Here is a 14,111-nt window from a genome sequence, read left to right as displayed (position 1 = left end):
GGGCAGGCTCCACCGGCCGCCTCGTCCCACAAGGTTTCCCCATGCTCCTCGACGTCCGGCGCTGCCTCATCCTCGGAATCTCGGCGGTCCTCCTGTGCGGGCCGGTGGATCGGATCGGTGCCGGATCGCTCCTCGGCGCCGGCCTCGCCGCGGCGCAGGAGGCGGCCCCCGAGGAGGCCGAGGGCCCGCGCAAGCGCCGGCGCACGCGCGAGCCGCGCGGCGCGTCCAAAGCCATCACGGCCCCGGGGATGCAGCAGGCGACCCCCGTGGCGATCTTCGGCGACTGGAACGTCTTCGCCAGCGGCCAGGGCAAGACCCGGGTCTGCTACGCCATCGCCCAGCCGACGGCGCGCTCGCCCAAGACCCTGAAGCGCGACACCGCCTACCTGTTCGTCACCGTCCGCAAGGCGGAAAACATCCAGAACGAGGTCGCGGTGATGCTGGGCTTCCCGGCGAGGCCCGCCGGCAGTCAGTCCGGCGCCGCGGCGAAGCCCAACGCGGCCGCCACGGACCCGGCCATCCACCTCGGGGCCACCCGCTACGGCCTCGTCACCAAGGACAACAACGCCTGGCTCCAGAACCAGGCGGAAGAGGCCCGCGTCGTCACCGAGATGGGCCGCACGGCCAAGCTCCAGGTCAAGACGACCTCCCTGCGCGGCAACCCCACCAGCGACGACTACGCCCTGGCGGGCTTCGCCGAAGCGATGAAGCGCACCCGCGACGAGTGCAAGTAGCACGTACAAGTCGCGCGCAGGCGAGCGCAGCGCCCCGGGGGAGGGGCGCTGCGCTTCATCGGGCGGAGCTCACGAGAAATCAGACCGCGCGCAGGTGTCCGGCGCCGGTGGGACGGCCCCGCGACGGGGTGCCGGACCGGGCCCGGAACCGCTCGCGGGCGGCGCGGGCCGCCTGCTCGACGCTGGCGAACACGGTCCCGTCGAGGCGGTCGAAATCCCGCTGCGACGAGAAGAACCGCACCCCGCCGCGCTCCGGCACGGCGATCCCGGCCGTGACCTCGCCGATCTCGATGATCCGCGTCGGGGCCGTGGCCGCGCGATCGGCATGGATCGGGTCGGCGTGGAGCCGGTTGCGGGCGCGGGCGGTCTGGAGATCGTGGAAGGGCGGGGCCGCGTGGCGCTGGTTCAGGGCACGGGCGGTGGTGTCGGCGTGATGATGCGACATGGGAGCGAACTTTCCTGGGGCCGGCGTCGGGCCGGGCGTGGACGGGCGGGATGCGTTTCGAACATCAGCATCGACAGCCGTCGCAGGCGTTCGGGATTGGTCGGATCGGGAGGTTGTTCAGCACGGCAAGTCATCCTCATCGAGCAAGGACCACGAGGCGCGGGCGCGTCGCGGTGCTTTAGCGTTTGGTGACGCGGCGCAAGCTACACACTTCAAATCACCGCGGTGCGGCAGCGGTGAAAGCCACCGCCGAACACCTTGAAGATGCTGTGCGGGGACCGTTTCGTCAACGGATCGATCTTTCGAATGCAAGCTCGGGCCTAGCAGGAACCGCTCCCCGCCCGGGCCGCCGCGATGGTTTCGTGCCGTCGCCCGGTCAGGCCGACGCGACGAGGGCCGCGAACCCGGAAAAGTCGTCGAACACCCGCGCGGCGCCGGCGGCGACGAGGTCCGCGCCGCCGCGGTCGTGGGTCCAGTGGCCGCCGCCGGTGAAACCGAGGACCCGCATCCCCGCCGCCCGCGCCGCCTGCACGCCCGGCACGCTGTCCTCGACGACGAGACAGGCCCGCGGGTCCGCCCCCATGGCGGCGGCGGCGTGGAGGAACAGGTCCGGGGCCGGCTTGCCGCGGGCCACCATGGTCGAGGAATACACCCGGCCCGCGAACAGGGGCAGCAGCCCCGTCAGCCCGAGGGTGTGGGCGAGGCGGACCGGATCGCTGCTCGACGCGACGCAGTGCGGCAGCGCCAGCCCCGCCACGGCCCGCGCCACGCCCGGCATCGCCGTGAGGCCGGCGTCGAAGGCCCGCAGGGTGTCGGCCTTCACCGTCGCGACGAAGTCGTCGGGCACGGTGACGGGGTAGTCGCGGGCGATATGCGCCATGATCGAGGTCATGGAGGTACCGGCGAAGCGCACCCGCACGGTCTCGACGTCCATGGGCACGCCGATGCCGTTGAGGCCGGCCGTGAGGCGGGCGAGGCTGATCGGCTCGCTGTCGACGAGGACACCGTCGCAATCGAAGATTACCAGGGCGAGGGGCGCGTGCGCGTCGCCGACGGGGCGCGGCGCGGTGGTGGTCGAGCTGTGGTCGGTCAAGAATCCATCCCCGGAGAGGCGGGCCGGTTTCGCACGGGCGGCGGCGGCCCGGCAACGGCCGGCTTGCATGGGTCGGCGTCGTATGGGTCGGCCCTGCAGGGCTCGGCTTGCACCCATCCGCGCCCACCCCTACTCAGGCACGGGCCGGCGCGATGCCGGCGGGTGTGACCGGGTGCGATGCTTCGTTTTCTCAGCCGCTTCCTCGGCCTCGTCTTCCTCGCGGGCGGCTTCGTCGGCCTCGTCTATGACGGTGCCCGCTCCATCGCCAACAACGGCGTGCGGATGACGAGCCTGAGCGATCTCCTGTTCACCCTGTTCAAGGACCGGGCCAGCGCCCTGCAGGGCACCGTCGAGGGCGTCGCGCCGTGGCTCTGGCAGATCCTGGTCCTGCCCCTCACCCTGGCCCCCGCCGCCGTCCTCGGCCTCGGCGTCGGAGCGATCCTGCTCTGGCTCGGCCAGCCCGGCCGCGAGCCCATCGGCTTCCTCAGCCGCCCGTGAGCCGAGGGCCGCCCCTTAGCCAAGTGCCGACGCGCACGTGACGCGCCCAGGACCGTTTGCGCCGGGTGGCACGGGCCTTATGATCTCCGTCGTCCACGCGCGCGCCGATGCCGTGCATCACGTCCGCCGCGCCTCGGGGTTTCAGCATGTCTCGTCTTCTCGTCGCCACCCTCGTCCTGCCGCTGCTGGCGGGGTCCGCCCTGGCCCAGGCTCCCGCGGCCCCGGGGGGCCGCACCGTCACCAGCATCGGCGTCACCAAGCCGCCCGGCCGGGCCGGCGCGCCGTACAGCCGCGTCAACACCGAGGCCGACATGGCCAAGGCCCAGCGGGCCTCCGCCACCCGCGACAAGGCCTGGGACTCGAAGATGCGCACCACCATGGGTTCCATCTGCAAGGGCTGCTGAGGCGAAGGGCGGCTGAGGCGGCCTTGGCGGAATGATCCGCTTCGCGGGCGTCTCGAAGCGGTTTCCCGGCGCGGCGCGTCCGGCCGTCGACGCCGTCGACCTCACGATCGCCGAAGGCGAGACCTGCGCCCTCATCGGTCCGTCCGGCTGCGGCAAGTCCACCACCCTGCGCATGGTCAACCGCCTGGTGGAGCCGGATGCCGGCACGATCCACCTCGCCGACGCCGACGTGGCCCGGATCGATCCGATCCGCCTGCGCCGCGGCATCGGCTACGTGCTCCAGGGCGTCGGCCTGTTCCCGCACCGGAGCGTCGCCGGCAACATCGCCACGGTGCCCGGATTGCTCGGTTGGCCGAAAGCCCGCATCGCCGAGCGGGTCGACGCCATGCTCGACCTCGTCGGCCTCGATCCGGCGGAGTTCCGGGACCGCCGGCCCGACGCCCTCTCGGGCGGCCAGCGCCAGCGCGTCGGCGTCGCCCGGGCGCTGGCCGCCGATCCGCCCGTGCTGCTCATGGACGAGCCGTTCGGGGCCGTCGATCCCGTGGCCCGCGCCCGCCTCCAGGTCGAGATCGGCGCCATCCTCAAGCGCCTGCGCAAGACCGTGATCCTTGTGACCCACGACCTCGACGAGGCCGTCCGCATGGGCGACCGCCTCGTCCTGATGCGCGCCGGCCGCATCGTCCAGGCCGACACGCCCGATGGCCTGCTGGCGCGGCCGGCCGACGCGTTCGTGGCGGATTTCGTCGGTCCCGACCGGGCCCTGCGGCGCTTGGCCGGGCTCACCGCCGGCGCCCTGGCCGGGCCCGGCCCGATTTCGGGCGCGCCGGCCATCGCCCACGATGCGTCCGCGCGCGACGCCCTCGCGCTCATGCTGGCGACGGGGGCCGAGCACCTGACCGTGACCGGGCCGGACGGACCGTCCGGTCTTACGCTCGCGGCGATCCGCGCGGCCTCGGCGCCCGCCTGAGGGGCGGGCGCCTCGCCCCTACTGGCCGGGCGTCAGCTTGAGGATCTTGCCGCCCGGGCCGTCGGTGACGGCGTAGACCGCGCCGTCGGGGCCCACCTTCACGTCGCGGATGCGGTCCTCCAGGGGAATGCGCTCCTCGGTGACCACCTTGTCGCCATCGAGCTTGACCGCGACGAGACCGCCGCTGACGAGGCCGCCGATGAGGAAGGCGTCCTTCCAGGCCGGGAACTTGTCGCCGGTGTAGAGCGCCATGCCGGAGGGGCCGATCACCGGGTCCCAGTAATAGACCGGCTGGGCGGTGCCGCCGGCCTGGGTCTTGCCCTCGCCGATCTTCTCGCCCGAATACTCGATGCCGTAGGTCACCTCCGGCCAGCCGTAATTCACGCCGGGCCGCGGCCGGTTCAGCTCGTCGCCGCCGCGCGGGCCGTGCTCCACGGTCCAGAGGCGGCCCTGCGGGTCGAGGGCGGCCGACTGGACGTTGCGGTGGCCGTAGGACCAGATCTCGGGCTTGGCCTTCTCGCCGCCCGTGAACGGGTTGTCCTTGGCGGCGTTGCCGTCGGTGTCGATGCGGAACACCTTGCCGAGGCCGCTGGTGAGGTCCTGGGCCTGGACGCGGGGGCCCTTGTCGGAGCGCTCGCCCACGGTGACGAACAGCTTGCCGTCCGGCGCGAAGACGAGGCGCGAGCCGAAATGCTTGTCGCCGTCATAGGTCGGCATCTGCCGGAAGATCACCTTGACCTCGTCGAGGCGGGCCGCACCCTTGTCCTCGATGAGCTTGGCGCGGGCGACGGTGGTGCCGTTGCCCTTTTCGCGGGGCTCGGCGTAGCTGAAGTAGATCAGCCGGTCGGCGACGAAGCTCGGGCTCAGCGCCACGTCGAGGAGGCCGCCCTGGCCCCTGGCATCGACCTTCGGCACCCCGGGGATCGGCGCGCCGGGCGTACCGTCCTTGGCCACGATCCGCAGGGTCCCGGCCTTCTCGGTGACCAGCATGCGGCCGTCGGGCAGGAATTCCAGGGCCCACGGGCTGTCGAGGCCCTTGGCCACGGTCTCGGTCTTGACCTTGGTGGCCTCGGCGGGCTTGGGCGCCCGGGTCTGGTTGGGCAGGAGCGGCTTGTAGGACGTGTTGGGCGCCTCGGTCTCGGCGGGCGTGGTGCCGGCGGCATCGGACGTCGGCGCGCTGAAGGCCTCGCCCTCGACCCGCGGCTGCCGGGGCGCGGCGGTGCCCGCCTCCTGCGCGATGGCGCCCGCGGGAAGGCCGGCGAGGGCGAGGGTGGCGAGCAGGGTCTGGGAGATGCGCTTCACGTCGGATTGTCCTCCATGGCGGCGAGGTGCCGTGTCAGGTTTTCGCCGTATCGGGTCTTCGTGTCTTCTGTCGGTACCGGCGCCCCGGCGCGAGGCAGCCGAACGCGCCCCGGCCGGCCGCCGAGGCCCGCGCGGCTGAAGGGGAGATGGGGCGAGGGCGGGCGTTTGACGAGTCCCGGTCTCCGTCGGCAACCGATGTTCGGGGCCGTCGCAGACCGGGAGTGCCGCCGCCGCGGTGGACAAGGCTCGGCGCGGTGGACAAGGCATGAGGCGGACGGTGTCCTGCCCCGCGGGGCGCACGGACCGCCTTGACCCTCCGGCCCCGCGTCGCCAAGTCTCGCGGTGAGGCGCCGCCCGTATGCGGCGCACCCCGCCCAGGGCCGTCCGGCCCGGACGGACCGCGCTCCGGCGCGAACGTGAAAGGGACCAAGATGGCGACGGTGAAAGTGACCGACGCGAGTTTCGAGCAGGACGTCCTCAAGTCCGTCGAGCCCGTGGTCGTGGATTTCTGGGCCGAGTGGTGCGGTCCCTGCCGGCAGATCGGCCCGGCGCTCGAGGAGATCGCCACCGACCTCCAGGGTCGGGTGAAGATCGCCAAGGTCAACGTCGACGAGAACCCCGGCATCGCCGCGCAGTACGGCATCCGCTCGATCCCGACGCTGCTGATCTTCAAGAACGGCGAGCTCGCCAGCCAGAAGGTCGGCGCCGCGCCCAAGGGCGACCTCTCGCGCTGGATCCAGGCGAGCGCCTGAACGGGTTTTCGGTACACGGACGGACGAAGGCCCGGTGCTCGCGCACCGGGCCTTTTTTTCATCCACGGTCCCGTCCCCGCGCGACGGGCGCTTGAAACGAAGGAAGCCCGGCCTTTCGGCCGGGCTTCCCAAGTTCCGGACTTCAGAGTTCCGGGATTCGGAAGTTTCCGAGACCGGACGGTTTTCGGCCTAGTACGAGCCGAACTTGTAGTTCAGGCCGGCGCGGATGACGGCGAACTCGGTGTCGCGGCCACGGGTGCCGCCGGTGGCGGTGGCGTAGGGGGTGCCGGTGCGGAACTGCAGGCCGGTGCTGTTGGACACGGCGAACACGTTGCTGGCGGCGGTGCGATCGAGGTTCACGTACAGACCTTCGACCTTCAGCGTCACGGCGGACGAGCGGAAGAAGTTCAGGAACGAGTCGGTCGGGAGCGCGTACTCGATACCACCGCCGGCGGCGTAGCCGGTGCGGAAGTCGTCGTTGCCGCGGAAGCCGCCGAACGAACGCTCGGCGCTGCCGGCGCCGTAGGCGAAGCCGCCGGTGCCGTAGAACAGGACGCGGTCGAAGGCGTAACCGATGCGGCCGCGCACGGTGCCGAAGTAGTCGAGGCTGGAGATGCCGTTCGGGTTGACGAACGTCAGGTCCGGGTTCGGGGTGCCGACGAAACCGGCGACGCGGTTGCGGTCACGACCGAAGTCGACGTACTGGGCGTCGGCCTCGACGCCGATCACGAGGCCGGAGCCCGGTGTGAACTGGTAGTTGTAGCCGATCTGGCCACCGCCCGTGAAGCCTTCCTGCGAACGGCTGTTGTTGTAGATCACAGCGCCGTTGCCGCCGACGAGGCCGGGGGCGCGGAAGATGCCGGACGCGCCGGTGGCGACGACGGCGGGGGTGGCAACGTCGTTACCGGCGTCGAAGCCGTAACCAGCGTTGAAACCGGCGTAGAAGCCGGTCCAGGTGAACACCGGCACCGGCACGAAGACCGGCGGCGCGGCGCGGCGCGGAAGGTCGGCGGCCGTGGCGGCAGCCGTGAGAGCCGTGAAGGCGGCGAAAGACGTCAGAAGCTTTTTCATTATTGATCCCCAGCGAGTTGCCCGATCGAGGGAGAAACTAACCGAGTTTCCACGGCCAAGATGTAGCATGGGTGCCACACCGGCCGGAGCGATGCAGGACGGCGTCTCTCGGCCAATGCGGCGATGTCATGTCGGCGGCGTGCCGTTGGCCGTCAGCACGGCGCCGGCCAAGTAGAGCGAGCCGCAGATGAGGATGCGCGGCGGCCGGTCGAACGCCGTGGCGCACAGGCCCTCCAGCGCCGCCTCGATGCCGGAGGCCACGTGGGCGTCGAGGCCGACCTCGACGGCGATCTGCGCCACCTCGTCGGCGGGGCGCGCCGCCATCTGGCCGGCGATGGGCACGGCGATGAGGGTCCGGGCGAGGCCGACGAAGTTGCGCAGGAACCCCTCCGCGTCCTTCGTGCCGAGCAGCCCGACCACGAGGACGAGGGGCACGTCGCTGCGCTCGCCGAGATCCGCCATGGCGGCGGCCAGGATCCGGCCGCCGTCGACGTTGTGGCCGCCGTCGAGCCAGAGTTCCGCGCCGGCCGGCACGAGCTCGGACAGGCGTCCCCGGTTGAGCCGCTGCAGACGTCCGGGCCAGTCGACGGTGTCGAGGCCCCGCTCGATGGCGGCGATCCCGATATCGCCGAACCCCGCCGCCCGCAGGGCCGCGATGGCGGTGCCCGCATTGGTGAGCTGGTGGCGCCCGTTGAGGCGGGGGCGGGGCAGGTCGAACAGGTCGACCTCGTCCTGGAACACCAGGCGCCCGCGCTCGGCATGCACGGAAAAATCCTGGTTGCCGACCCGGATCGGATCGGCCCCGATGGCGTCGGCCAGCCGGCACAGGACCGAATCGGCCTCGACGTAGTCCTGGGCGGCGATCACCGCCGGGCAGCCGGCCTTGAAGATGCCGGCCTTCTCCGTGGCCACCGCCTCGACGGTGTCGCCGAGATACTCGGCATGGTCGCGCCCGATGGGGGTGACCACGGCGCAGGCCACCCGGTCGATGACGTTGGTGGCGTCCACCCGTCCGCCGAGGCCCACCTCCAGCAGGAGCACGTCGGCGGGCGTCTCGGAGAACAGCAGGAAGGCGGCGGCCGTGGTGATCTCGAACACCGTGATCGGCTCGCCGGCATTGGCGGCCTCGCAGCGGGCCAGGGCATCGGCGAGCTGGTCCTCGGGCACGTAGTGCCCGCCGCCGACGGCGCCGATGCGGATGCGCTCGTGGAAGCGCACGAGGTGGGGCGAGGTGTAGACGTGGGCGGCCAAGCCCCCGGCCTCGAGGATCGCGCGCATGAACGCGATGGTCGAGCCCTTGCCGTTGGTGCCGGCGACGTGGATCACCGGCGGCAGCTTGCGCTCCGGGTGGCCGAGGCGTTCGAGCAGGCGCTGGATGCGACCGAGCGACAGGTCGATCGTGCGCGGATGCAGGGCGAGGAAGCGCGCCATCAGCGCGTCGGAGGAATCCATGGGCGGGGTCGCGTCGGGGGGCTCAGGCCGGCTCGGCCACGGGGGCCGGCCGGGGCGGGGTGGGGGCGTCCTGCTGCATCAGCAGGCCGCACAGGCGGGTGATGATCTCCTTCAGGGCGTGCCGGTGCACGACCTGGTCGATCATCCCGTGCGCGAAGAGGTACTCCGAGCGCTGGAAGCCGTCGGGGAGCTTTTCGCGGATGGTCTGCTCGATGACGCGCGGGCCGGCAAAGCAGATCAGCGCGCCGGGTTCGGCGAGGTGGACGTCGCCCAGCATGGCGTAGGAGGCGGTGACGCCGCCCGTGGTCGGATTGGTCAGCACCACGATGTAGGGCAGCTTCGCCGCCCTGAGCCGGCGGATCGCCACGGTGGTGCGCGGCATCTGCATGAGGGACAGGATGCCCTCCTGCATGCGGGCCCCGCCGGAGGCCGAGAACAGGATGTAGGGCGTGCGCTTGTCGAGGGCCGTCTCGGCGCCGCGGACGAAGGCCTCGCCCGCCGCCATGCCGAGGGACCCGGCCATGAACGCGAAGTCCTGGGCCGCCAGGGTCATGGGCAGGCCGCCGACCCGGCCGAAGCCGATCTTGAAGGCGTCGGGCATGCCGGTCTTGGCCCGCGCGTCCTTGAGGCGGTCGGCGTAGCGCTTCTCGTCGCGGAACTTGAGGGGGTCGGCGGCGACCTCCGGCAGGGGCACGTCGATCCAGGTGCCCTCGTCGAACATCATCTTGAGGCGCGCCTGGGCGCTCATCTTGAGATGATGCTCCGAGCCGGGGATGACCCAGTGGTTGCCCTCCACCTCCTTGTGGAAGACCATCTGCCCGGTATCGGGGCACTTGACCCAGAGGTTCTCCGGCGTCTCGCGCTTGAACAGGGTCTTGATCTTGGGGCGCACGACCTCCGAGATCCAGTTCATCGGCTCAACCATCATCGTGATGCCGTCCTCGTTCGCGGAATTCCGGTGTCAGTCCTTGGCCGCCCGGCGCACGCCCGCGGCGAGATCGCGCACCAGGGCGGTCACCGCCTCCACGGTCCCGGCCTGGGCGCGGTCCTCGCCGTCGAGGCTGCTCCGGAGGGCGTCGATGAGGGCGGACCCGACGACGACCCCGTCGGCTCCGCGCGCGATGGCGGCGGCGTCCGCCCCCGTGCGCACGCCGAAGCCGACGACGACGGGCAGGCTGGTGTGGCGCCGGATGCGGCCCACGGCGTCGGCCACCTTGCCGAAATCCGGGGTCGCCGTCCCGGTGATGCCGGTGATCGACACATAGTAGACGAAGCCGGCCGTGTTCGCGAGGACGGCGGGCAGGCGCTTCTCGTCCGTGGTCGGGGTGGCCAGCCGGATGAAGGCGAGGCCCTTGGCGAGCGCCGGCAGGCACAGCTCGTCGTCCTCTTCCGGCGGCAGGTCGACGACGATGAGGCCGTCGATCCCGGCCGCCACGGCGTCGTCGATGAAGCGTTCGACGCCGTAGGTGTGGATCGGGTTGAAGTACCCCATCAGGATCACGGGCGTGCCGGCATTGCGTTCGCGGAAGCGGCGGACGAGGTCCAGGGTCCCGGCGACGCCGTGGCCGCCCTTCAAGGCCCGCAGGCCGGCGGCCTGGATCGCCGGACCGTCGGCCATGGGATCGGTGAACGGCAGGCCGAACTCGACGATGTCGGCGCCCGCGTCCGGCAGGGCTTCCAGGAGCTTCAGGGAGGTCTCGGGGTCGGGATCGCCCGCCATCACGTAGGTGACGAGGGCCGCGCGCCCTTCCGCCCGGCAGCGGGCGAAGGTCGCCGCGATGCGGGTCTGGACGGTACCGTTGGCAGAGCTCGATTCGGTCATGGACGCTTGCGCTCTCGCGGCCGGCCCGGAGCGCGGGACGGTCGGGCTTTCGGATGGAGCCGTCGCGCCTACACCATCGGGACCGGCCCGTGAAGCGCGGCCCGTCCGCGCCGGGTCCGCGGACCGGCGCAAGACATCCTTAAGCGCCTTTCGAAAGCCGGCGTTCAAGCCCGGCTGGCATCCTCCCCCCTGTCGCGGACGGGCCCGTCCCGTCGCGCCGGGGAGAGACGCATGACCATCCAGGCCCTCGCGCTGATCCTCGCAGTCCTCGCCGCTGCCCTCGCCGCAATCCTCGTCGTCCTGCGCCGGCGCGCCCTCCCGGCGGCGGAGGCCGCCGAGGTCGAGTCCCTCCAGGCCCGGATCCAGCGCATCTCCGAGAGCGAGGAGCGCTACCGCGCCCTGGTGGAGGCCACCACCGAGATCATCGTCCAGCGCGACGCCCGCGGGCGGATCACCTTCGCCAATGCGGGGTTCGGGCGCCTCGTTGGCGCCGAGCCCTTCGCCCTCGTGGGCTCCACCGTGGACGTCGCCTGTTTAGAGCGCGGCGCCGCGGAGGAGGGCCCGGACGGCGTGCGGCGGGTCGAGATGCGCCTGTCGCCCGTGGACGGGCCGCCGCGCTGGTTCTCCTTCATCGAGATGCCCGTCTCCGGCCCCGATGGCGGCCGCCAATGGCTGCGCGCCGGCACCGACATCACCGGGCGCATCGCGGCCGCCCGCTCCCTCGACGAGGCCCTGACCCGGGCCGAGGCCGCCAACGTCGCCAAGTCGCGCTTCCTCGCCACCGTCAGCCACGAGTTCCGCACGCCCCTCAACGGCATCCTCGGCATGGCCGACCTCGTCCTAGACACCGGCCTCGACCCGGAGCAGCGCACCTACGTCGAGGCGGTGCGGACCTCCGGCAAGGCGCTGCTGTCGCTCATCGACGGCATTCTGGATTTTTCGCGGATCGAATCCGGCCGCCTTGACCTCTCCGCCGCGCCGTTCGATCTCGCGGCCCTGGCCGAGGGCGTGGTCGAGCTCCTGGCGCCGCGCGCCCAGGACAAGGGCATCGAGATCGCCCTCGACATCGCCGAGGACCTGCCCGCCGGGGTGATCGGCGACGCCGACCGGGTGCGCCAGATCCTCGTCAACCTCGCGGGCAACGCCGTGAAGTTCACCGCGACGGGGGGCGTCGGACTCGAGATCGCCCGCGACGGCGACGGGGTCGCGCTCACGGTGTGCGACACCGGGCCCGGCATCCCGCAGGACCGCATCCCGATCCTGTTCGAGGAATTCGAGCAGGGCGACGGCAGCGCGAGCCGGCCCCACGAGGGCACCGGCCTCGGCCTCGCCATCACCCGCCGCCTCGTCGCCCGCATGGGCGGGCGGATCGCGGCGGAGTCCATGGTGGGCCGTGGCAGCCGCTTCACCGCTTTCCTGCCCCTGGTCTCCGTGTCTTCGGAGCCGGTCTCCTCCGTCCCCGCCGGCCCAGCGCCGTCCCTCGCCGGGCAGGCGGTGCTGATCGTGGCCGATTCGCCGTTCCAGGCGCCGTTCCTCGCCCGCCGCCTGTCGGAGGCGGGCGCCTCGGCGGTGGTGGTGGCCACGGAGGCGGCGGGCCTGGCGGCCCTGTCCGGGACGCCGTTCGACGCGGTCATCGCCGACCGGTCCCTCGGCGACGCCGCCGTGCGGGCCGTGGCGCGGGCGGCCAAGGCCCGGGGCGTGCGCTGCAGCCTCGTCCTGCTCTCGCCCTTCGACCGGCGCGGGTTCGGCTCCCCCGGGGCGGCGGGCTTCGACGGCTACCTCATCAAGCCCGTGCGCGCCCGCTCCCTGTTCGACCGGCTCGTGGCACCGGCGCTCCCCGCGGCGGCGCCCGACGGCGCGGCGCCCATCGCGCCGCCGCCGCCGGCCGCCGTCGCCCGGGGCGGAATCCGCGTCCTCCTGGCGGAGGACAACCCCATCAACGCCCTCCTCGCCACCAAGGCCCTGGAGCGCCTCGGCGCCACCGTGGTCCCGGCCCGGGATGGCCTGGCGGCCCTGGCGCTGTTCGCCGAGGGCGGGGCCTTCGACCTCGCCCTCATCGACATCCGCATGCCCGGCCTCGACGGCCTCGAGACCGCCCGGCGCATCCGCGCCCTCGAGGCGAGCCGGGGCGGCCCGCCGCTCCACCTCGTGGCCCTGACGGCCAATGCCGGCCGCGACGACGAGCGGGCCGCCCGCGCGGCGGGGTTCGACGGCTTCCTGCCCAAACCCCTCAACCTGCGCGCCCTGCCGGCCCTCCTGGAGCACCGGTCGGCGGCGTGAACCGGTCGCAATGCGCGGGCGCGGCGGCCCGCCGTTGACAGGTCCGGGCCGGCGCGCGAACACGGGCGCCATGGCCGCTTCCTCGCCCCACGACATCGCCCCCAGCAGCGTCGCGACACCGGACCCCGCGTCCGCCCGCACCGACCGCCGCGTCCTCGGCGGCATCCTCGCCCTCGTCCTCGCCACCGTGCTCATCGGAACCCTGGCGCCGGCCCCGCACCGGCCCGCCGCCGTGGCGCCGGCCGCCGACCTCACCTGCGCCGAGTGGAGCGACGGCTGCCGGGTCTGCCAGCGCCGGGACGCGGGCGCCACCTGTTCCCTGCCGGGCATCGCCTGCGTGGCCGGCGAGACCCGCTGCCTGCGCCGCACCGGCGGCTGATCCGGGCGCCGTGACCGCGCCGACGTTTCGGTTCGCCCCGAGCCCCAACGGCCGCCTGCACCTCGGCCACGCCTATTCCGCCCTGCTCAACGACCGCCTCGCCCGCGCCGCGGGCGGGCGTTTCCTGCTGCGCATCGAGGACATCGATCCCGGCCGCTCGCGCCCGGACCTCGTCGACGCCCTCCTGGCCGACCTCGCCTGGCTCGGCCTGCGCTTCCCGGCGCCCCTGCGCCAGTCCGCTCGCATGGAGACCTACCGGGCGGCACTCGAAAACCTCGCCGCGCGGGATCTGGCCTATCCGTGCTTCTGCTCGCGCGCGGAGGTCGCTGCTGCGGCGCGGCGTGCCGCCGGCGACGGACCGGTTCCGCGCGATCCCGACGGCGCCCCGCTCTATCCCGGCCCGTGCCGCCACCTGTCGGACGCCGCCGTCGCGGCGCGGCTGGCCCGGGGCGAGCCCCATACCTGGCGCCTCGCCATGGACCGCGCGCTGGCGGCGGCCCCCGGACCGCACAGCTTCTCAGCCTTCGACCCGGACGGGGCGACGGGGTTCCGTGCCGCCGATCCGGCCCGCTGGGGCGACACCGTCGTCGCCCGGCGCGACGTGCCCGCGAGCTATCACCTCGCCGTGGTGACGGACGACGCCGCCGAGGGCGTCACCCACGTGGTGCGCGGCGCCGATCTCCTCGCCGCCACCGACCTGCACGTCCTGCTCCAGGCCCTCCTGGGCCTGGCGCCGCCGCGCTACCACCACCACGCCCTCCTGCTCGACGCCGCGGGCGCCAAGCTGGCGAAGTCCCGCGGCTCGCGGAGCCTCGCCGACCTCCGGGCGGAGGGCGTCGACCCGGCGGCCATCCGCGCCCAACTCGGGTTCGGCTGAAACACCTTGTGTCGCGCCCTCGTTTGCGCCTCTGA

General features: G+C 72.8%; 15 protein-coding genes. 8 read left to right on the top strand and 7 right to left on the bottom strand.

All coding sequences use genetic code 11. The features are described 5' to 3' along the window. Nucleotides 1-41: 41 nt before the first annotated feature. Nucleotides 42-734 (top strand): hypothetical protein, encoded by a 693-nt coding sequence (locus tag ASF28_RS04760; RefSeq protein ID WP_056088319.1) that lies wholly within the window; start codon nt 42-44, stop codon nt 732-734. Nucleotides 735-813: 79 nt separating this feature from the next. Here the strand turns inward: ASF28_RS04760 and ASF28_RS04755 are convergent, their stop codons facing one another. Together ASF28_RS04755 and ASF28_RS04750 are read right to left on the bottom strand one after the other, a co-directional pair. Then, on the bottom strand, nt 814-1,065 hold the full coding sequence (locus ASF28_RS04755; protein ID WP_056091207.1) for a hypothetical protein: 252 nt from the start codon (nt 1,063-1,065) through the stop codon (nt 814-816). Between the two features lie 490 nt (nt 1,066-1,555). Beyond that, nucleotides 1,556-2,272 carry an HAD family hydrolase gene (locus ASF28_RS04750; protein WP_056091204.1) on the bottom strand — a complete coding sequence of 239 codons (717 nt, stop codon included), beginning with the start codon at nt 2,270-2,272 and terminating at the stop codon, nt 1,556-1,558. A 177-nt stretch (nt 2,273-2,449) separates the two neighbouring features. Between ASF28_RS04750 and ASF28_RS04745 the strand changes: the two genes are divergently transcribed. The 3 genes from ASF28_RS04745 to ASF28_RS04735 all read left to right on the top strand — a co-directional run bounded on the left by ASF28_RS04745 (nt 2,450) and on the right by ASF28_RS04735 (nt 4,141). Beyond that, nucleotides 2,450-2,770 (top strand): hypothetical protein, encoded by a 321-nt coding sequence (locus ASF28_RS04745; RefSeq protein WP_056088316.1) that lies wholly within the window; start codon nt 2,450-2,452, stop codon nt 2,768-2,770. A 146-nt stretch (nt 2,771-2,916) separates the two neighbouring features. After that, nucleotides 2,917-3,174, top strand: a complete 258-nt coding sequence (locus tag ASF28_RS04740) for a hypothetical protein (protein ID WP_157085359.1) — start codon at nt 2,917-2,919, stop codon at nt 3,172-3,174. A 31-nt stretch (nt 3,175-3,205) separates the two neighbouring features. Further along, entirely contained in the window at nt 3,206-4,141 is a 936-nt protein-coding gene (locus ASF28_RS04735) for an ABC transporter ATP-binding protein (RefSeq protein WP_056088309.1), read from the top strand. 18 nt (nt 4,142-4,159) lie between these two features. Here the strand turns inward: ASF28_RS04735 and ASF28_RS04730 are convergent, their stop codons facing one another. Next, the gene (locus ASF28_RS04730) at nt 4,160-5,443 is read right to left on the bottom strand and encodes a PQQ-dependent sugar dehydrogenase (RefSeq protein ID WP_056088305.1); all 1,284 of its coding nucleotides are present in this window, start codon (nt 5,441-5,443) and stop codon (nt 4,160-4,162) included. Between the two features lie 431 nt (nt 5,444-5,874). Between ASF28_RS04730 and trxA the strand changes: the two genes are divergently transcribed. Continuing rightward, a complete protein-coding gene (gene trxA, locus ASF28_RS04725) occupies nt 5,875-6,195 on the top strand; it encodes a thioredoxin (RefSeq protein WP_056088302.1) in 321 nt (106 codons plus the stop codon). A 189-nt stretch (nt 6,196-6,384) separates the two neighbouring features. Here the strand turns inward: trxA and ASF28_RS04720 are convergent, their stop codons facing one another. The 4 genes from ASF28_RS04720 to trpA form a co-directional block, all read right to left on the bottom strand. Further along, a complete protein-coding gene (locus ASF28_RS04720; RefSeq protein WP_056088298.1) occupies nt 6,385-7,266 on the bottom strand; it encodes an outer membrane protein in 882 nt (293 codons plus the stop codon). A gap of 126 nt (nt 7,267-7,392) precedes the next feature. After that, on the bottom strand, nt 7,393-8,718 hold the full coding sequence (locus tag ASF28_RS04715) for a bifunctional folylpolyglutamate synthase/dihydrofolate synthase (RefSeq protein WP_056088295.1): 1,326 nt from the start codon (nt 8,716-8,718) through the stop codon (nt 7,393-7,395). A 22-nt stretch (nt 8,719-8,740) separates the two neighbouring features. Next, nucleotides 8,741-9,646, bottom strand: a complete 906-nt coding sequence (accD, locus tag ASF28_RS04710; RefSeq protein WP_056088292.1) for an acetyl-CoA carboxylase, carboxyltransferase subunit beta — start codon at nt 9,644-9,646, stop codon at nt 8,741-8,743. Between the two features lie 33 nt (nt 9,647-9,679). Next, a complete protein-coding gene (gene trpA / locus ASF28_RS04705) occupies nt 9,680-10,540 on the bottom strand; it encodes a tryptophan synthase subunit alpha (RefSeq protein WP_056088288.1) in 861 nt (286 codons plus the stop codon). 231 nt (nt 10,541-10,771) lie between these two features. Between trpA and ASF28_RS04700 the strand changes: the two genes are divergently transcribed. The 3 genes from ASF28_RS04700 (at nt 10,772) to gluQRS (ending at nt 14,076) form a co-directional block, all read left to right on the top strand. Further along, entirely contained in the window at nt 10,772-12,820 is a 2,049-nt protein-coding gene (locus tag ASF28_RS04700) for an ATP-binding protein (protein WP_056088286.1), read from the top strand. Nucleotides 12,821-12,890: 70 nt separating this feature from the next. Further along, on the top strand, nt 12,891-13,199 hold the full coding sequence (locus ASF28_RS04695) for a hypothetical protein (RefSeq protein WP_056088283.1): 309 nt from the start codon (nt 12,891-12,893) through the stop codon (nt 13,197-13,199). A gap of 10 nt (nt 13,200-13,209) precedes the next feature. Beyond that, nucleotides 13,210-14,076 (top strand): tRNA glutamyl-Q(34) synthetase GluQRS, encoded by an 867-nt coding sequence (gluQRS, locus tag ASF28_RS04690; protein WP_056088280.1) that lies wholly within the window; start codon nt 13,210-13,212, stop codon nt 14,074-14,076. Nucleotides 14,077-14,111: the final 35 nt, after the last annotated feature.

The organism is Methylobacterium sp. Leaf99 (assembly GCF_001422375.1).
Lineage (GTDB): Bacteria > Pseudomonadota > Alphaproteobacteria > Rhizobiales > Beijerinckiaceae > Methylobacterium.
The sequence above is the reverse complement of the archived record's forward strand: the minus strand, read 5'-3'. Positions and strand labels throughout refer to the sequence as shown.